Origin of the sequence: Sivoneniella epilithica UHCC 1019, from assembly GCF_040830845.1 — a bacterium.
Classification (GTDB): Bacteria; Cyanobacteriota; Cyanobacteriia; order Leptolyngbyales; family Leptolyngbyaceae; genus ULC077BIN1.
The window spans coordinates 1-18,436 of sequence record NZ_JBFPDP010000016.1; the positions used below are offsets into that span (position 1 = coordinate 1).

Annotated in this window: 20 protein-coding genes; 8 read left to right on the top strand and 12 right to left on the bottom strand. The window is 48.0% G+C overall.

Annotated elements, in window-relative coordinates:
* Window positions 1–143: 143 nt before the first annotated feature.
* Together xseB and xseA are read right to left on the bottom strand one after the other, a co-directional pair.
* Window positions 144–431, bottom strand: coding sequence for an exodeoxyribonuclease VII small subunit (gene xseB / locus AB3R30_RS11740; protein WP_458649373.1), 288 nt, complete (start codon window positions 429–431; stop codon window positions 144–146).
* 81 nt (window positions 432–512) lie between these two features.
* The gene (gene xseA / locus AB3R30_RS11745) at window positions 513–1,754 is read right to left on the bottom strand and encodes an exodeoxyribonuclease VII large subunit (RefSeq protein WP_458649374.1); all 1,242 of its coding nucleotides are present in this window, start codon (window positions 1,752–1,754) and stop codon (window positions 513–515) included.
* Window positions 1,755–2,028: 274 nt separating this feature from the next.
* Between xseA and recA the strand changes: the two genes are divergently transcribed.
* On the top strand, window positions 2,029–3,126 hold the full coding sequence (gene recA, locus AB3R30_RS11750) for a recombinase RecA (protein WP_458649375.1): 1,098 nt from the start codon (window positions 2,029–2,031) through the stop codon (window positions 3,124–3,126).
* 176 nt (window positions 3,127–3,302) lie between these two features.
* On the opposite strand, the gene AB3R30_RS11755 is transcribed toward recA, so the two are convergent.
* Complete coding sequence (locus AB3R30_RS11755) at window positions 3,303–4,103, bottom strand: FHA domain-containing protein (RefSeq protein ID WP_458649376.1); 801 nt, start codon at window positions 4,101–4,103, stop codon at window positions 3,303–3,305.
* A gap of 632 nt (window positions 4,104–4,735) precedes the next feature.
* Between AB3R30_RS11755 and AB3R30_RS11760 the strand changes: the two genes are divergently transcribed.
* On the top strand, window positions 4,736–5,221 hold the full coding sequence (locus AB3R30_RS11760) for a hypothetical protein (RefSeq protein ID WP_458649377.1): 486 nt from the start codon (window positions 4,736–4,738) through the stop codon (window positions 5,219–5,221).
* Between the two features lie 153 nt (window positions 5,222–5,374).
* Here AB3R30_RS11760 and AB3R30_RS11765 read toward each other — a convergent pair whose 3' ends face one another.
* Window positions 5,375–6,421: a DUF1611 domain-containing protein gene (locus AB3R30_RS11765; protein WP_458649378.1), complete on the bottom strand. Its 1,047-nt coding sequence runs from the start codon at window positions 6,419–6,421 to the stop codon at window positions 5,375–5,377.
* 27 nt (window positions 6,422–6,448) lie between these two features.
* A complete protein-coding gene (locus AB3R30_RS11770; RefSeq protein WP_458649379.1) occupies window positions 6,449–7,537 on the bottom strand; it encodes a dipeptide epimerase in 1,089 nt (362 codons plus the stop codon).
* A gap of 55 nt (window positions 7,538–7,592) precedes the next feature.
* On the opposite strand from AB3R30_RS11770, the gene AB3R30_RS11775 reads away from it, so the two are divergent.
* Together AB3R30_RS11775 and AB3R30_RS11780 are read left to right on the top strand one after the other, a co-directional pair.
* Window positions 7,593–8,873 (top strand): S41 family peptidase, encoded by a 1,281-nt coding sequence (locus AB3R30_RS11775; protein ID WP_458649380.1) that lies wholly within the window; start codon window positions 7,593–7,595, stop codon window positions 8,871–8,873.
* Between the two features lie 154 nt (window positions 8,874–9,027).
* Window positions 9,028–9,534: an SH3 domain-containing protein gene (locus tag AB3R30_RS11780; protein WP_458649381.1), complete on the top strand. Its 507-nt coding sequence runs from the start codon at window positions 9,028–9,030 to the stop codon at window positions 9,532–9,534.
* 1 nt (window position 9,535) lies between these two features.
* On the opposite strand, the gene AB3R30_RS11785 is transcribed toward AB3R30_RS11780, so the two are convergent.
* From AB3R30_RS11785 to AB3R30_RS11805, 5 genes are all read right to left on the bottom strand, one after another.
* Window positions 9,536–10,411 (bottom strand): ABC transporter permease, encoded by an 876-nt coding sequence (locus AB3R30_RS11785; RefSeq protein ID WP_458649382.1) that lies wholly within the window; start codon window positions 10,409–10,411, stop codon window positions 9,536–9,538.
* Between the two features lie 31 nt (window positions 10,412–10,442).
* Complete coding sequence (locus AB3R30_RS11790; protein ID WP_458649383.1) at window positions 10,443–10,853, bottom strand: hypothetical protein; 411 nt, start codon at window positions 10,851–10,853, stop codon at window positions 10,443–10,445.
* A 12-nt stretch (window positions 10,854–10,865) separates the two neighbouring features.
* The gene (locus tag AB3R30_RS11795; protein ID WP_458649384.1) at window positions 10,866–11,231 is read right to left on the bottom strand and encodes a papain fold toxin domain-containing protein; all 366 of its coding nucleotides are present in this window, start codon (window positions 11,229–11,231) and stop codon (window positions 10,866–10,868) included.
* Between the two features lie 16 nt (window positions 11,232–11,247).
* Window positions 11,248–12,267 carry an ABC transporter ATP-binding protein gene (locus AB3R30_RS11800; RefSeq protein WP_458649385.1) on the bottom strand — a complete coding sequence of 340 codons (1,020 nt, stop codon included), beginning with the start codon at window positions 12,265–12,267 and terminating at the stop codon, window positions 11,248–11,250.
* A 266-nt stretch (window positions 12,268–12,533) separates the two neighbouring features.
* Window positions 12,534–12,866, bottom strand: coding sequence for a ribbon-helix-helix domain-containing protein (locus AB3R30_RS11805; RefSeq protein ID WP_458649386.1), 333 nt, complete (start codon window positions 12,864–12,866; stop codon window positions 12,534–12,536).
* A 136-nt stretch (window positions 12,867–13,002) separates the two neighbouring features.
* Between AB3R30_RS11805 and AB3R30_RS11810 the strand changes: the two genes are divergently transcribed.
* A complete protein-coding gene (locus tag AB3R30_RS11810) occupies window positions 13,003–14,163 on the top strand; it encodes a hybrid sensor histidine kinase/response regulator (RefSeq protein WP_458649387.1) in 1,161 nt (386 codons plus the stop codon).
* Between the two features lie 56 nt (window positions 14,164–14,219).
* The gene (locus AB3R30_RS11815) at window positions 14,220–14,891 is read left to right on the top strand and encodes a response regulator (protein WP_458649388.1); all 672 of its coding nucleotides are present in this window, start codon (window positions 14,220–14,222) and stop codon (window positions 14,889–14,891) included.
* Between the two features lie 26 nt (window positions 14,892–14,917).
* Here the strand turns inward: AB3R30_RS11815 and pyrR are convergent, their stop codons facing one another.
* Together pyrR and cobO are read right to left on the bottom strand one after the other, a co-directional pair.
* Entirely contained in the window at window positions 14,918–15,454 is a 537-nt protein-coding gene (gene pyrR, locus AB3R30_RS11820; protein ID WP_458649389.1) for a bifunctional pyr operon transcriptional regulator/uracil phosphoribosyltransferase PyrR, read from the bottom strand.
* 76 nt (window positions 15,455–15,530) lie between these two features.
* Entirely contained in the window at window positions 15,531–16,187 is a 657-nt protein-coding gene (cobO, locus tag AB3R30_RS11825) for a cob(I)yrinic acid a,c-diamide adenosyltransferase (RefSeq protein WP_458649390.1), read from the bottom strand.
* Between the two features lie 261 nt (window positions 16,188–16,448).
* Between cobO and AB3R30_RS11830 the strand changes: the two genes are divergently transcribed.
* Window positions 16,449–16,574, top strand: coding sequence for a hypothetical protein (locus tag AB3R30_RS11830; protein WP_458649391.1), 126 nt, complete (start codon window positions 16,449–16,451; stop codon window positions 16,572–16,574).
* 511 nt (window positions 16,575–17,085) lie between these two features.
* Window positions 17,086–18,303 (top strand): homospermidine biosynthesis protein, encoded by a 1,218-nt coding sequence (locus tag AB3R30_RS11835; protein WP_458649392.1) that lies wholly within the window; start codon window positions 17,086–17,088, stop codon window positions 18,301–18,303.
* Window positions 18,304–18,436: the final 133 nt, after the last annotated feature.

Sequence of the window (18,436 nt, forward strand, 5' to 3'; positions counted from 1 at the left end):
TGAGGGTCATGGACTGATACTGATATAGGATTTCAGTCCATCCTCACTTTCCTACCCTCACAATAAAACCGCCCTGCCTCTCCCCAAGGAGAGGGGCTTTCAGAGATTTCTGGGGTATGCATTTAAACCTCACAACTCATGACTTAAAACTCTGACTGATCATTTAGGGTTTCAATTAATAGGTCAACTTGTTGCTGGCGATCGCTTAAAAAGGTTTCGCAGCGCCGTAGGTCTTCGACGGCTTCTGAAAACTGATCAAATACATCGGCGAGATCGAGTTCGCCTGATTCAATTCGAGCGATCGCGGCTTCAATTTTCTTCACTGTCGCCTCATAGCGCCATTCATTCGGTAAAAAGACAGGGGACTGTGTAGGATCATCGTCTGAATAATTAGGAGAGTAGATTTCAGAGGAATTAGTTAAGTCGTTCACAGGCTTATTTTTAAAAGCAACTATTTTTTAAGTTATTTTTACTCAACATTTTTACGCAACTATTTCAGCATTGTGTAGAACTTAGGATGAAGCGTCCAAAATTTTTGTAACCGTCATAGTTGCCTGTCCTTCGGCAAGTTGAACCAGAAGATCTTGCCCCAATGCTAACGTATCAGCCGATCGCACGATGTCACCGTTCGATGCTCTCACCACTGCATAGCCGCGTTTTAATACTGCTTTCGGATCAAGAGTATTCAATTTTTGCTGCAATAACTGGACATATTGGGTTGCCCGCTGCAACTGCTCTCCATTACTTTGAATGAGTTTTTGCCGCATCCAGCCTAACATTTGGGCTTCATGGGCTAATTTGCGGTCTAATTTGAGTTGCTGTAGCCGAGTCCGCACTCGTTGCAAGCGATCGCGGTTAACTTCCAGACGATGCTGAAGAGCATCATTTAGGGTCAGCACCCGTTCCCGATGCTCAGCATACAAATCTGCTAGCTGAGGCACTGCTTGTTCAGCCGCCGCTGTTGGTGTGTGGGCACAGCAATCTGCCACTAGATCTGCCAAGGACTCATCTCGCTGATGTCCAATTCCCGCAATAATAGGAATCGGGCACTCCGCGATCGCCCGCACCACGCGCTCATCATTAAAGCACGCCATATCTTCAGTCGCTCCGCCTCCGCGTGATAGAATTAGTACATCCGCCCTATCATCTAAGATGACCCGATGAATTGCCCTCGCGATCGAATCGGGCGCTTGCTCCCCTTGGACTAATGCTGGAGAAAACAACACATGTAAACCTGGATACCGTCGCCGTAGCGTCCGTTGAATATCGCCCCACGCCGCTGCTTGAGGTGAAGTGACCACTGCTACAACCCTAGGATGGGTGGGTAATGCCTGCTTCCGCCCTGAATCAAACAAGCCCTCTGTTTCGAGACGATGCCGCAACTGTCGATAGCGCAACGCCCGCAGTCCCTCACCTGCTGGCAACACCTGCCACACAATCAGTTGATATTGCCCCCGCTGCGGATGGACTTGAATCCGCCCCAAAATAATGAATTGTTCTCCTTGGGTTGGCACATTGGTGAGGCGATCGATCTGGCTATTCCAAACCACACAGCTAATCGACGCTTTCTCAGCCGGATCTTGCAGCGTAAAAAACAATCCACTCCGGTATTGAGTCGCACTCGAAACTTCTCCCGTCACCCAAACCTGCCGAAGCTCGGTATCTTGCTCAAACAGCGCTTGAATATAGGTCGTTAAGCCAGCAACAGACAACGCTGTATCGGGAATTAATAAGTCAGAAAGATAGGAGGTCATAGCCTGCGTGCTTAACAATAAATGAACTGTAGACGGCTAAAGATTGCGAAAAATGCACCTATATTTTTCCAAGTACCCTGTGTTTTCCCTAGTTAATTGATCAGCCGTCAAAAAATTTGCTGTCACAACGAACAACTGCCTATAGGGTAGCGAGACTTCTCTAGATTTGACAGTACGCTGTTGCCTTCCTTCTTTGAAGCAACAGGCATAGAATAGAAGTCCTCTAAACCCGATTTTTCCACTCCTTTTGACCAAACTCTGCGTTGAGGTACTCATGGCTAGTAAAACTGATAACTCTGCTTCTGATAAGCAAGCTTCTGAGAAGAAAAAAGCTCTGGATCTTGTCGTCTCGCAAATTGAGCGCAACTTTGGAAAGGGCAGCATCATGCGTTTAGGTGATGCCACGCGCATGAAAGTTGAAACAATTCCCACGGGTGCCCTGACTTTGGATCTGGCGCTTGGCGGTGGATTGCCAAAAGGGAGAATTATTGAAATCTACGGTCCTGAAAGTTCTGGGAAAACAACGCTGGCGCTCCATGCTGTGGCTGAGGTGCAAAAATCAGGTGGGGTTGCCGCTTTTGTGGATGCGGAACATGCCCTTGACCCAACCTATGCTGCGGCACTGGGGGTAGATATTGGTAATTTGCTGGTGTCTCAGCCAGATACAGGGGAAGCTGGGCTGGAAATTGTGGATCAATTGGTGCGCTCTACTGCGGTGGATATTATTGTGATTGACTCGGTGGCGGCGTTGGTGCCCCGTGCGGAGATTGAAGGAGAAATGGGAGATACCCATGTGGGGTTACAGGCTCGGTTAATGAGCCAAGCCCTGCGAAAAATTACGGGAAATATGGGGCGATCGGGCTGCACAGTGATTTTTCTGAACCAGTTACGCCAGAAAATTGGGATCACCTATGGCAATCCAGAGGTCACCACTGGTGGTCAGGCACTCAAGTTTTATGCGTCGGTTCGGCTGGACATTCGCCGGATTCAAACGTTGAAAAAAGGAACGGATGAGTATGGCAATCGTGCCAAAGTCAAGGTAGCAAAAAACAAAGTAGCACCCCCGTTTCGGATTGCGGAGTTTGACATTATTTTTGGCAAGGGAATTTCTAGTTTGGGTTGCCTTGTAGATTTGGCAGAGGAAACAGGCGTGATTATTCGTAAAGGAGCTTGGTATAGCTATAACGGCGAGAACCTTGCTCAAGGACGGGATAATGCCATTAAAAATATGGAAGAAAACCCTGAGTTTGCCAAGAAGGTTGATTTAGAAGTACGACAGAAGCTAGAAAAAGGCGCAGTGGTTTCTGCTAATTCTGTGGGACATGCGGATGCAGACGACGAGCAAGACGAAGAGGGGCTTGAGGAAGAATAGCGCTTGGCGAACATCTTGCGTAAGGGCGTAGCATTTGGGGCAACAGGTTGACGGATCTCATCGAACATCTTGCGTAAGGGCGTAGCATACCCTGCGGGAAGCGAGCTACAGGCAATAGGTGATGATTTCATCGAAGACTGACTACCGAATGCCGCGCCCCCAGGGGCATCTATGAATCAACGGTTTAAGAAGCGATCGAGTATATCGGCTTGTTGAGAAGGGCTGAGGTGAGGATTGCTGGGTTGAGGGGCTTCATCTCGCTGACGGGCAGCTGGTTTAAGAAACATGGAGGTTTCTTTTTCGCTTCCCTGTAGGGGCACTTCCCAATCGGGTTGATTGGCTTCTAGCTCAGTTGCATCTCTTGCAGGTGATTCTTCAGCAGGGCGAGTTTTTGAGCTAGATGGAACTAGGCGAATGCTAGACAGTACTTCTGGTGGAATAGTTTCTGCATGACGGCTACTTTCGCAAAGAAAGAAAACGAACGATAAACTTCCTAGGCGAATGCGATCGCCGTCTTTTAATAAAACAGGTTGCCGTATGGATTCGCCGTTTACAAAGGTGCCATTTGTGCTGTTCAAATCAATTAGAAAAAATCCTTTATCCGCAACATACTGAACGATCGCATGGCGACGAGACAGGCGTTTATCTGAAATGGGCAAAGTGGCTTTGCGATCGCGCCCAATGACCCATAAGTTTTCTGATTGAGTCACGATTTGAGTCTGGTCTTGAAGCAAATTAGTGATCAGGTAAGCTTGATTGCCGTTGATCACTGCCTGCACATGTTGCCAGACCCCCCGCACACGATGGCGATTATCTGTATTCTCCAATTCAATGATTTCATCTAATAGGTCGCGATGATGCTCATATAACTTGAGAAAAACTTGATAGAGTCCCAATCGCTGCTCTAAATCAGTTGGATGACCAGCAGGGCTTTGCAAATTGGGTGAAAAGTCTGCTATGGAGTTTAGGTCAAACATAATCTACAATACTTAGCTATTCAAGGTGAAATTTGATCTTTCTAAAAGCGTTTTAATTAGCCTGCATTGATATCTGCAATTCACCAAAGCAGTCAATCTATTTTTAGTATTGGATTTTAGTATTGAAAGAGGATAGTTTGATTCAGCCAATCTGCTGGGCGATCGCACCCCCTTTCCTAAAATAAAGCGAATAAGCTGAAGACATATCCGCACGATTACTGATAATCCTGCTACTTGGAAACACGGTACTCACTGTCCGAGGAAACAGTAAAGCTTTTGGCAATGTTCTTTTCATTTAATTTTTCAGAAGTTTACTCAACTAAAAATTAACGTATCGGCAAGGTTATCTATAGCAAGGGACGAAGAGTGCCAAGATCAGGTGCCATGACAAGGGAGTATGAGGAGAGAAGTTGAGGCAATCTCCATTTAAAGAGGCAATCTCCATTTAAAGAATAATGTTGAGTATTGTAAGCTCGAATACAGAATAGCAAAACTGTTTTCTACAATGAGGGGATAGTCATTACGGGTGTGCGTCTACGACTGAGTTATGAGGTTTTGGACTATCCATGATCTCATTAAAAAAATCTAGTTTTTGGTAATTCTGCAACAGTGCAGAGTCGTTGACGTACGCCATGTTGACTGATTCAAATAACGAGTGTTCTCCCCTTGCTGACACAAGCAGTATCCAACGTGCCGCAGATTTAGCTCGGTCGTCTACTCAGTTTCGATCTGTTTCCGTAAGCGATCGCCGAGTAGCGCCGTTAGCCCATTCGCGATTCCGCAAAGCGGATCCCTCACGGGAATCGCCTGTGGATCGGCAAGGGACTATTTCTGAACTGCAAGCCCTCCGTCAGGTTGCGTATTTAGGCGAACAGCAGAAGCGACGCAATGGTTCAATTCGGAAAGAGGTCGTTTTCCCAGATGGGGATCAGGTTGTAGGAAACTTCGCTGCACCGCTTTCTCCATTAAAAGAGCGAGACTTAAGAGCGCTATCAGAATTATTTTTAACCGATAAAATGAGTACTATTGAAGCCGACATCGCTCAATTACTGATTCGGCTGCAACCAGAACCCTGCTGGGAAGATGATCCCTTCGCATTTTTGCAGGACTTTCTTTAAAGTACGGAGCGCAAAATATGGCAACAGATGAATAGATTAGGACACAGAGATCCCTGAAAAATAAGGAGTAACGGATGGTTGTTTTGACCTTTCCTCGTACTCCTTTTATTAAGTAGATTTTTTTACTCTAAAAGTGCCTTGTATTCCGAACTTCTAACTCCCAATTCCTAAGATGGCTTGCAGTAGCTTGTTGGCTCCAAACCGGACGGGATCATTACAGGGTAAGTGTGTCTCGGTTTCGACTTGGGCGATCGCGCTATGGGCAGCAGCTTCATCTAAATAACGGGTGTTGAGGGCGATCGCGGCAACGGGCACTGGGGCAAAGGCTCCCCCGGCTCTAGCAACCGCTTCATAAAGCTGCACAACTTCGGGTAAGGGCGGAATCGGCACTTCAGGAATGCGGTTGATGTGAGTTTGTCCAGCGCGATGCACCAGAATTAGGTGAGTCGGCTGGCTGCCTCGAACCAGCGGCAGGGTGGCAGTAGAAGACGGATTCAGCAGAGAACCCTGCCCTTCGATCTGCAAAATGTCATAGTCATTGCCGTACCGCATCACCACCTGCTCCATAGCACCGGAGGCAAAATCAACCCGCACGGCATCCAGCGCTACGCCATCCCCGGCAATCATCATTCCGGCTTGCCCGGTTGCCACAAATTTTGAGCGCAGTCCTCGCTTGAGTGATGCCTGGTGAAGCTGCAAACTGGTAGACATTTTGCCGATCGCCATATCGGTTCCCACGGTTAACACTCGCAGGCAGGCAAGCGATCGCGCTTTTCCCGTGCCAATCGGGATATTGGGTGGCTCTTGGCGCATATCCCAAATCCATTGATTGGGTTGCACTGGCTGAAAATCAGGATCATTGGCAAGCGGCGTATGTAGCCCGTTAGCGATCGACAATCCAGCAGCGATCGCCTGTTTGATTTCTGGTCGCCATTCGTGAGGTAATGCGCCCCCAGTAGGAGCCGTTCCTAGCACCAACACATCGGGCTGATAGGCAAGCGCTTCTGTAACCGATGCCACAATGGGTGCAGAACTCATAATTCCAGTCAGATCATTAAGCGAGGCTCCGGGCGATTGGCGATCGATGACGGCAACTACTGGCGATTCTGTATATCGCAACAACGCCAGCCCAGTTTTGCCGCGATCGCCTTGAACGCCTTCATGCAAAAGAATGGCTAACCGATGATGAGATTGAATCATAGAAGCACCCATTGCCTACAAGTTATTCTAAAGCGCACCCTTGGGTTCGTCCAAATATCGGTGAACGCCCAAGCCCGGTTGCTCGGTAGGTACAATCCGCCCATTTTGGAAAGATGCCCCTGCAAACGGATCGTTGATTAAATTGAGGTGGCTATCCAGATCAATATAGTCTGCTAGGGGCGACAGGTGAGCTAAAGCGGTGTTGAGCAACGCGGTGTCGGAATAGCAGCCGAACATCACCTTCAAGCCGCAAGCTTTGGCTGTGTGAATCATCCGTAGCGCTTCGGTTAAGCCGCCAGATTTCATCAGCTTAATATTGATGCCGTGGACGCGATCGGCGAGGGGCAAAATGTCATAACTGGTGAAGCAACTTTCATCGACAAAAATGGGTAGGGGCGATCGCGCAAACAGTTCGGGCAAGTCTCCTTCCTGTCCCTTGGCGAGGGGTTGCTCTAGGTAAGTAATGCCTTGTTCGGCTAGCCAATCTGCCATTTGCAGCGCTTCTGCCAAACTCCACCCTCCATTCGCATCTACGCTAACCTGAGAAATGTGAGGAGCAGTTTCTTTGATTGCCAACAGCATCGCCTGATCCGCTTCAATTCCTAATGGGTTACCCAGCTTGACTTTTAGCGCTTGAATGCCATAAAACGGAATCGCAGTATTGCCCTTTCCCAGCCAGTCTTTCACCCGCTGCTGGGCAACTTCAGGTGTGCTAATGCCGATGGTGACAGAGGTAGGCGGAATGCGATCGCGTTCCAAGCCCCAGAGTTGCCACAGGGGAAGATTGGTGTATTTGCCGACCCAATCGTGCAACGCGATATCCAAGGCTGCTCGTGCGGCGGAGGGTAAACGCGCATCCAGCATGAGTCGCTCAATCCGCTGCTGTTCCAACGGACTGAGGGATTTTAGCAAGGGCACAAATTTTTGCAGCGATCGCGCAATCATCTCAGTAGTTTGAAGCGCTTCCCCACCCGAAAAAGGCGATGCTTCCCCCCAACCCTGAATGCCTTCATGCTCAATTTCAACCCAAATGTTGGTTGTTTGCGCGGTCGTCCCCCGGCTAATGGTCAACGCAAACCGCTTCTGTACGGTAAATGTCGCGATCCGAACCTGCATGACCAAAACCCTCAAACGACACTTTCAATTTCATTAAAGTAGCACTGGATTGACTATGCATTCTCCCTTCAAACGATTCACAAAAACTCGCGCTTGGATTGCGGGCATTGTGGCAGCCTCACTCGTGCTGCTGGGCTGGCTGACAATTCCAATGATTTCTCAAGCGGCTTCTCCCCAAACTAAGACCTTTGAGCAAGCTTGGAAAACTGTCAACGACAGCTTTTTTGATCCCAAATTTAATGGCGTAGATTGGCAAGCCCTGCGCGAAAAATATTCCCCTCAAGCGGCTCAGGCTCAGTCGACGGATGACTTGGCGGTGGTAGTGAATGTCATGCTATCCGAGCTAAAAACCTCACACACCCGCTTTTATACGCCCAACGAAACGGCATATTACCAACTGCTGGGAATTTTTCAACCGCGCAGCCGGGAACTGAAAAACTTGCCCAAGGAAATTTTCCCAAAGAACAAGCTGGAATATAATGGCATCGGCATTTTTACGAAAGCGATCGCCAACAAAACCTTTATCAGCGGCGTGTTAGAAGGCAGTCCGGCAGCGCAGGCAGGCTTGCAACTGGGCGATGAACTGTTGAGTGCAGACGGTCGCCCGTTCCATCCAGTGCGATCGTTTGCAGGCAAAGTGGGTCAAAAAGTAGTGCTGCAAGTGCAACGGTCAGCCACTAGCGCTCCCCAAGATATTGCCGTTACGCCTAAGTTGCTTGACCCGCTGACCCTGTTTTTGGATGTTCAACGCGCCAGCACTCGGATTGTGCAGCAAGAGGGCAAAAAAATTGGCTATGTTCACCTTTGGTCTTATGCAGGCGACCAATATCAAGAGCAGCTTGAGGAAGATCTGATCTATGGAAAGCTGCGAGAAGCCGACGGTTTGGTGCTGGATCTGCGGGATGGCTGGGGTGGTGCGCCATTGACTGCGCTAAATATCTATACAGCACGCGGTCCAAGTTTGACGAGCATTCCTCGCAGTGGCGATCGCAATCTAATCAAAGCCCAGTGGAACAAACCCGTGGTGATGATCGTGAATGAAGGTAGTCGTAGTGCTAAGGAAATTCTTGCCTATGGCTTTCAGCAATACAAAATCGGCACCGTGATTGGTTCAAAAACGCCCGGTGCGGTCGTTGCTGGACGGGCTTTCTTAATGCAAGATGGCAACCTGCTGTATGTCGCAGTCGCGGATGTGTATTTGGATGGCAACCAGCGGCTCGAAGGAAAAGGCGTAACGCCTGATATTGAAGTGCCGATGACGATTGAATATGCTCAAGGCAAAGACCCGCAGAAGGAAAAGGCGATCGCGACTTTGGTTCAGCAGCTTAAAAGATAGTCAAGGCAAATTAATCGTAGGAATCACCTTTAGGGGTGAGAGGCAGCATCCGAAACAGTGGCGAGAAAGACTGTTGTTTATTTGTAAGCCAAATGGCTGACTGCAACAATAAAGCCTCCAACTTTGCTCATTCCTACCTGTAAGGATGCTCCTAATGAAATTCAATACTTTTTTAACCGCTGTAGCTACTACTTTGACCGTTGGGTTAGGCGCGATCGCTCCTGCCCAAGCTGGCTCCTTCTCTGCGGGTACTGCTTCCAATGGTCAATCCGTTCGCGTTGATATTGATTCGATTAATCGCGCCAGTGCCCGCAGCATCAATTTTGTTTATTACTTGGGAGAAGAACGAATTTTTGCCCAAGCTCACTGTGATACTCGTAGCTGGACGACATTTCCCGAAAATAAGACCCAATATCCTCAGTCGGTTGCTACTCAAAGTATGGTTAACTTTGTCTGTGACAAAACGCGAAATGTTTCTACCACAGCCCGAACTGCTCTAGTCGTTGACCCACCTTCCAACGTTCGTGCTACTCCCAATGGCAGAATCATTTGCTCTTTAGGACGCACTCGCATTGAAGTGTTTGAACCCACAGGTTCCTGGTATCGCACTAATGTTTGCGGCGCAAAGGGCTATATTCACAAAAGCCAAATTCAGTTCTAGGTTAGACAAATACGCGCCGCAATCTGGGCTGAATACTTAGCAGCGCGACAGTGGTAAAGCCAAGCAAAACCAGCAAAGCCGCACCCAAGGTAACGTTGCCAAAGGGTGCTTGCATGACCACGCTACTAAGTGACCAATTTTGATGCAAATACACATAGCGAATCGGCTCGATCGCATAGCTTAAGGGATTCAGCGACGCGATCCATTGCAGCCAAGTTGGCATGAAGGAAAGCGGCACCAAGGCAGTGCTGGCAAACAGCAAGGGCAAGTTCGTCACAAAAATCACTGCGATCAGTTCAATGTGTCCAGGAAGCGTAAAGGCTAAGCCTAAACTGATGGCGGTTACGCCCAAGACCAACAGCAAGATGATCAATGCCATCAACGCTAAACCGGACGCATTGGGCAATCCAGCGCCTAAAAAAGCGCTCACTGCCACGATCGCCACAGTTTGAATGGCACTTAAAGTAGTGATGAAAATCGCAGAAGCCATGACGATGGAGAAACGAGAGGCAAGCGGAGCTACTAGCAGGCGATTGAGAAAGCCAAACTCGCGATCGAACATTACTGGCAAACCCGCATTCAACGCGCCGCCAAAAGCAGTGAACACAATAATTCCAGCACCAATGAACTTGCCATAGCTGACACTGCTGCCCAAAAATCCTTGGGGTGCATTTTGAAACAGTGCCCCAAACAAAATTAGCCACATCACAGGCTGAATAATGCCTGCAATCAATGTTGAAGGGCGACGCTGAAGTTGGATAAACAATCGCCGAGTTAAGGCAGTGGTTTCTTGAACAAAATCGGCAAACGAACTAGAGGAAAGCTCTGAAGTTTCAGGCGTTTTGCCATTTAAAGTTGAGGGAGTCAAAGTCGTCATAAATGTAACAATTATTGGGCTAAGGTGCTAACTAGAGAGAGTTTGAAGAATGAGGCTGCGGGGTTTGCTGAATTGGTTTGCTTTCTGTAAATGTAGCTGTTACAGAAACAGGATTGGGGTGAAATCCCTCTAATTCGTTGTGCTTAGAGGCTACAAATTCATCGAACAAGTTAAAAAAATACGCGATCGCGCTTTGCTCATCTTCTGAGAAAAAAAGAATGGTCTTGTCCCAAGATTGGTCTGATGAAATCTTCAACTTTGACTTGATCCAGAATTGAAACTCTGAAAACTCCTTTTCTTCCTGAGTTTGAGGGATATCTAACTCACGCCGCGCCAAAATATAACCTGACAAGAAAGACCGCAGATTGCTAATTGCAGGCTTTCCGAGGTACATAGAAGGTCTTCTTTTAATTTTTGAGATGAGTTGATAGAAATTACTCATAATGCCCTTTTCTCAAAAGTCAACTTCTGTAATCTGAAAATCCTTGCCCATATCATTTATTGGCGAATACAGGTTATTTAACCAATCTTGTCTTGAAATTCCTTCAGGGTGAATGTTATCAAAGATTAATTCTTCATTGTTGATAGTGACCGCGATCGCCTCATGCCGCCCGTTAGTAGAAATGTTTTGCTTAAGCACCTCATCATAAATATTACTAAAAGGATCTTCGACGCTGCCTGTAAACAACTTGATGTGTTGACCGCTGATGCCTTGCCTGATCAAAAACCGTTTAATTGCTTCAGCACACTGAATACATTCAAATAGGCGAAACTCTTGGGCAAGCTTAGTAATTTGCTGATGGAGTTCAAGATCATCCATTAATCAAGACAATCCCTTACCGCATTTGTTTTTTGCGTTCGGCTTTTTCATCGCGGGTGCTGCTGGCGGCAATTTCGGCATCCAGCAGGGTGCGTCCGGTGGCAGCGAGATAGACATCATCCAAGCTGGGGCGTGATTGGGCAATGCCAAAAATTGGTAGTTCCGCTTGCTGAAGCGCTTGCTGCACCGTGGAAAGAGCATCACTTTGGGGGGTGACCACTAGGTTAAGAGAGTTGCTTTGCGCCGTGTTGATGATCACTTCCTGAACCGATGGTAATGATTCCAGCAGTGATTTTGCGGCTTCAGCTTCGGCTTGGGGCGTAAACTCGCGAATTCGCAGGGTAATGCGATCGCCCCCTACCTGATCCTTGAGTGACGAGGGGGTGCCACTGGCAATCACCACGCCTTTATCGATGATTGCCACTCGATCCGCCAGCCTATCGATCTCTTCTAGATAGTGGCTAGTAATCAGCACGGTTGTGCCTTCCTCGCGAATCTTCCGCAAAAAACCCCACACAACCACACGGCTTTCGATATCTAAGCCCACCGTGGGTTCATCCAGCACCAACACATCGGGTTGATGCAGCAGACCTGCCGCCAAATCGAGCCGCTTTTTCATGCCGCCGGAATAGGTGCCGCTTTTTTTATCGGCGTAGTCTTGTAGACCTAGGCGATCGATGACCCATTCAATGCGATCGCTCAAAACAGCGCGAGGCAAATGATAGAGCGCAGCTTGCAGTTGTAGCAGTTCTCGCCCGGTCAACACTTTGTCGATCGCCACCTCTTGAGCCACATACCCCAGCTTTCGCCGTGCCAACTTGGGATGGTCTAAAGCTGAAATTCCTGACACTTCCACTCTGCCAGAATCCGGTTCTGCCAGCGTACACAAACACCGTAAAACAGTCGTTTTGCCAGCCCCATTTGGACCCAGCAGCCCAAAAATTTCTCCTGGCTCAATGTGCAACGAGACATCTTTAACTGCCTCTACTGCGCCATAGTTTTTTTGTAGCTTTTCGATTAACACCGCAGGAGCCATACTCCCCCCGATTTGATACAAATCTCAACTTCATTTTAATGGGGAAAGACCCATCTGAGGTTGAGATCCCTTGAAACTCCTACTAGCACACACGAAACGTCGTACTAGTAGGAGTTTCCTTAGTGAGGATGGATAACCCCCACGAGCGCCTGCAAGGATAGAGAGGAGGATCACAGCAACCCAAACCTGCGGTCACGATAATTTGACAGGAGTTTTTTTGAGATAGTTGTTACGCGATCGCCCCTATTTATCGCGACCGATGCTTCCTATGACAAACTATCCATACTGAGGGGAACCATCGCGCCTGTGAGCGTAAAGCCTAAAAGCATCGCCGAATTTAAGGGGATCGCCTTGCCAGTGAGGGCACATCGCTCTTCTTGTTGGGCAGTGGCGGCGATCGTGGCGCGAATTTCTGGAAGGGAAACAGCCGAGTAATAGTCACCAGATTTTTGCTGAATATAGTTCCACAGAATGTCCCGAATCAACGCTTGATAGCCTTGATTGCCAGACAATTCTTTTAACTTCTCTTTTAGCTCTCGTTCCAAACGAATGCTGGTGACTTCCATTTCGGTAGTGGATGTTCGGGTGAGAGTATGCATGGGGTGCCTCCGCAAAGTTTTTAAGATGTTTCGTATTACAATTGTAGTACGACTCGCCTGGGTTCAGAGTTTTTCTGTGGATTGTTTTTAGGGCAAAGTTGCAAGTTAGGCTGTTGTTGCGAGTGGTGGAAGTTGAATGAATAGCAACAAGGGCGAGGCGAGTGTGATTTTGTTAGTGGATGATAATGCCACTAATTTAAGCATTTTGGTTCAATCATTGAGCGCGGCGGGCTATAAAGTGCGGGTGGCTCAAGATGGGGAAAGCGCGATCGCTCAAATTCCCTACGCTAAGCCAGATCTGATTTTATTAGACGTAATGATGCCAGGAATGGATGGCTTTGAAACCTGCCGCCGCCTGAAAGCTACTCCCGAAACTCAAGCCATTCCGGTTATTTTTATGACGGCGCTGTCCGATGTTTTCGATAAGGTCAAAGGGTTTCAAGTGGGCGCTGTGGACTATATCACCAAACCCTTTGAAATAGAAGAGGCTCTAGTCCGGGTGAATACGCACTTGGCGATTCAGAAATTGCAAAATCAGCTTCAAACTCAAACGGAGCAACTGCAAGCTGAAATTTGCGATCGCCAAAAAGCCCAAGAAGCCGTGCAGGTTTTCCTCCATGCCGTTTCCCACGATCTGCGAAATCCGGTTACTGGTGGATTGATGGTGCTGAAAAGTTTGCAGAAAGAAGCAGAAGCACAGAACGGAACAGTTGCAGTTTCTCGGTCAATTTTGCAACGGATGGTTCAAAGCCACGATCGCCAGCTTGCCCTAATTAATTCCCTATTAGAAACCCATGGAAATGAGATGAGCGGGATCACCTTAGAATGTCAACCCGTGGATCTGTTTGCGTTGGTTACTCAAATTGCGATCGAGTGGCAACCGATGCTGGAGCAAGACAAATCAGTTTTGCAGAATCAAGTTTCCTCTAATAGTCCACTGGTTAGCGTGGACTCCAACCAACTTTGGCGTGTGTATGAAAACCTAATTGCAAACGCCCTCAAACACAATCCTCCTGGGATAACCCTTACCATAACCGCTGAACTTGATCCCGTCTCCCAGCCTAGCCCCATGATGCGCTGCACCATTCAAGACGATGGCATTGGCATTCCGCCTGAACAATCCGCCAGCATTTTTGAACTCTACAAACGCGGAACCCAAGCCCGTCGGACGGTGGGTTTAGGGTTAGGACTTTACCTTTGTCGTCAAATTATCCTGGCGCATGGCGGACAAATTGGACTCGCCAGTCATCCTGGAAATGGCTCAACTTTTTGGTTTACTCTACCGCTGTTGCAATAGGCAATATAGAGTGTGGAGTAGCATCTGTACTTACCCGTTTTTGCGGAGAATTAACCGTGGTAGACCTCACCGAATCACCCAGACCTTTTGGTGCAAAGCCTTTACGGATTTTGATAGTGGAAGATGACCCGATGATTCAGCTAGGGTTAGAGCGAATTTTGTCAGACTATCCTCAGTTTGAAATTATAGAAATTGTGGAGGATGGCTTTTTGGGAGTGAGATCAGCGCTGAAGCACAAGCCTGACTTAATTATTATGGATATTGGGTTGCCTGGTAAAGACGGCATTGCTGCCACCCAGGACATTAAACAGCAGCTACCGGCGGTGCGCGTAGTTATGCTGACCTCACATACAGACAAAACCCAGGTGATGGCAGCCTTGGCAAGTGGCGCAGATGCATATTGTGTCAAGGGCGCAAGCATTGAGCAAATGATGACTGCCATTTCTGCGGCTGAACTTGGAGCAGTTTATCTCGATCCGCAAATCGCCCGTATGGTATTAGAAAACCTCAAGCCACCTGCGCCGGATATTTATGTGGGGCATCTGACTGACCGAGAAATGGATGTATTGAAACTGCTAGTAGAAGGGCAAAACAATACTGAGATTGGAGAGTCGCTTTATCTCAGTCCAAACACTATCAAAACCCATGTTCGGGGGATTATGAATAAACTAGCAGTGGACGATCGCGTTCAAGCAGCAGTCGTGGCACTCCGAGCCGGTTTAGTGTAAGCGATCTTGCGAAACGACTACAAAAATCAAGGTTTTATCAGTTCCACGCTGTCCCTGCCATCCAGATCTTGCACATACACCTTGATCGCTTCTTCACGAGCGGTCGGTAACAACTTGCCCGTAAAGTCAGGATGAATTGGTAACTGTCGATGACCGCGATCGACCAAAACCGCCAATCGCACCACCTCCGGTCTACCATAATCTTTTACCGCTTCCAACGCAGCCCGTGCAGTCCGCCCCTTAAAAATGACATCATCCACCAACAACACCGTTTTACCCGATAAATCAAACGGAATTTCAGTCTTAGCAGGCGTACGAATGCCAATTACATCCAGATCATCCCGATAAAACGTGATGTCGATCGCCCCCAACGGCACGGCTACCTGTTCCAGCATTTCAATCTGTCGGGCAAGCAATTGAGCCAACGGCACCCCGCGCGTATAAACCCCCAACAGCACCAGTTTTGAGAGATCTCCCGATCGCTCAATTACCTCCGAAGCAAGGCGCGTCATCGTGCGACGGATATCTTCGGCAGACAAAATCTCGATTACTTCGCTAGACATACGCCGCATTCACCTTAGCAATGAATAATTTCTCTAAAGGTTAACCCTTCCGCTTAATGACCTCAAATTAATGACCTCAAAACTCAATTCCCGGCTGAGCTTTCACCCCTTGCTCTCGAAAGGGATGTTTCACTAAGGTCATTTCTGTCACAAGGTCGGCGCGATCAATCAATCCTTGAGTCGCACCGCGTCCCGTTAGGATGATATGGGACTTTTCTGGCTTTTGGTCTAGTCCTGCCAGCACTTGTGCTTCAGATAAATATCCTAGTTTTAGGGCAATATTGATTTCATCTAAAAAGATTAGCCTGAAGTCAGGATTGGCAATGTAGGTCAAAGCTTTTTCCCAAGCTTGCTGCGCCAGTTGAGTATCTCGCTGCCGATCTTGCGTTTCCCAGGTAAAGCCTTCACCCATGGCATGAAATTCCAGTTGAGCGGGTTTATTTGCGATCGCCCTAGTCCAAGGGTCAAAAGCAGCTTTTTCCGCTGGCTCCCAAGCGCCTTTAATAAACTGGATGATCGCCACTCGATAGCCATGACCCAGCGATCGCAGCACCATTCCCAACGCTGCGGTTGTTTTCCCCTTGCCGTTTCCCGTATGAACAATCACTAATCCTTTTTCAGCAACCATCCCCGCCAATCGCTGATCTTGCACCTCCTTACGGCGCTCCATCTTGCGTTTATATTGCTCAGTCGTCAGATTGGTCGCTTGAGACGTTTCCATAGATTGATTCATAGCCGTTCCCATGGGTTTCGCTTTGCTCTACCTATCCTACAAACAATTCAACCGACCCACTAAAACCTGCCCTCCCAAACCTAATGTAGAAATACGAGGAAAGGTCAAGATAACAACTATTCCTTCTTTCTCAAGGATTTTTATGTCCTAATTTATTCATCCGTTGCCATACCTCCTGCTAAAATCACTCTTCCGAAGCAAGAGAGCCAAAATATTGATGTTAAAATAGTGAAGCCAACATGAAAGGATAGACGAAAAGCGTTGAAGTTCTTTTCTTTAACTGGATACCGACTGCTTTGGTATCTAGAAATGAAACTCAAACGGAAGCGGCAGTGTGACCCCGCCCTATCGTGGGTCGATCGCTGTGAAGCACCCAGTATGACCTGATCGACCTGTTAAGTTAAAGTTCGTCCGCTGTTGAGTTAAGCATGATGCTTATTTTCCTACCTCCAGCCCAATGAACTGGGTCGATCATAACTTTTGCAGAGAATCTTACTGAATTAGTGCTGAATTAGCACATTGAGTCCTTGCGGCGTACATCTGGTATTCGGCTAACAAGTGTTTACTTGCGAAGCAGGTTAGGCGGTTATTGGATAAAAGATCTACAGCAAAGAGCCTATTACAGTGCTTACTTAGCTGTTTGAAATTAACTTGGGCTTCTTGTGCTACTTCAGAAAATAACCTCAAGCAGGACAGAGCTTGGATGCACTTTTTTGCGAATTGAATGTGCGAACCGAACCAAGTCAGCGCTTCGCGATCTCACTCAGCCAAATTGGCACTGTGGCTTACAAAGCTTTCCATTGCTGATAGGTTTCTCTGCAAGGTTATCAGCACCATTGAGTGCTGTTTATTCATTTACTGACTTCTTTATGCCGTTCACACCGTTTGGAGTATCAAAATGTCAAAATTGCTCAGCCATAAAATTACACCCTCCCCCATGCCAGCGGAGATTAGTGTTGTCGATTTAATTGATGGCTACTTTACAGCGTATAACTCGGCTCGTCTGCGCGAAATCTGTCAACTGCTAACTCGCGAAGTGATGAAAGAGGGCGTTACGGTCGCACTCAGCCTATCGGGTGCCATGACTCCCGCTGGTTTTGGAGTGTCGGTTTTAGCACCGCTGATGCGCCATGGCTTTGTGGATTGGATTATTAGCACCGGAGCCAACCTTTACCACGATATTCACTATGGATTAGGGCTGGATTTGTTTGCAAGCAGTCCATTTTTAGATGATGTCAAGCTGCGCCAAGAGGGGCGTATTCGGATTTACGATATCGTGTTTGATTACGATGTGCTGCTGGAAACGGATGCCTTTATCCGTGAAATCTTGTGGGCTGAGCCATTTCAACGGCGCATGAGTACCGCAGAATTTCATTATCTGTTGGGCAAATATCTACACGAAGTGGAAAAGCAAGTTGGGGTGAAAAACTCTTGCCTATTGGCGACTGCCTATGAATGTGGCGTACCGATTTACACCTCTTCGCCCGGTGATAGCTCGATTGGCATGAATGTCGCCGCGATCGCTTTAGAAGGCTCTAAGCTGATAATTGATCCATCGCTGGATGTGAATGAAACCGCCGCGATCGCCTATGCTGCTCGTGATACGGGCAATCCTGATCTAGAAGGAAAAAGTGCGGCGCTGATTATTGGCGGCGGCAGTCCTAAAAACTTCTTGCTGCAAACCCAACCTCAAATTCATGAAGTTTTAGGGCTGGAAGAGCGAGGGCATGACTACTTCATCCAAGTGACCGATGCCCGTCCTGATACGGGTGGTTTGTCAGGTGCAACACCCAATGAAGCGGTGAGTTGGGGCAAAGTTGATCCTGAAGAACTACCGAACACGGTTGTTTGCTATACCGACAGCACGATCGCCTTACCAATCATCACGGCGTATGTAGTGAACCAATGTACCCCCCGTCCCTTAAAGCGGCTGTATGATCGGCGTGAGGAAATGGTGGCAACTCTTCAGCGGGATTATTTAGCGGCGAAGACTGATCCCGATCGCTTTGTGGCTTCTCCGGTGGCAATGACATTGGAAGAAACCCCAGCCCGAAAACCAGTTGTGGCAACCTATCCCTGCGGCACTCCTATTCGCAGTGCTAATGGTCATCGCTAACGAAATGGATTAGGTGCCGGGTGACCAGAGGCTAGGTTTCAGGGAAGAGGTTTCAGAGGCGACAAAAAATCTAGAACTCAAAACTCAAAACTTAAAACTCAAAACTCCGTACCTAGAACCTGAACCCGATTCT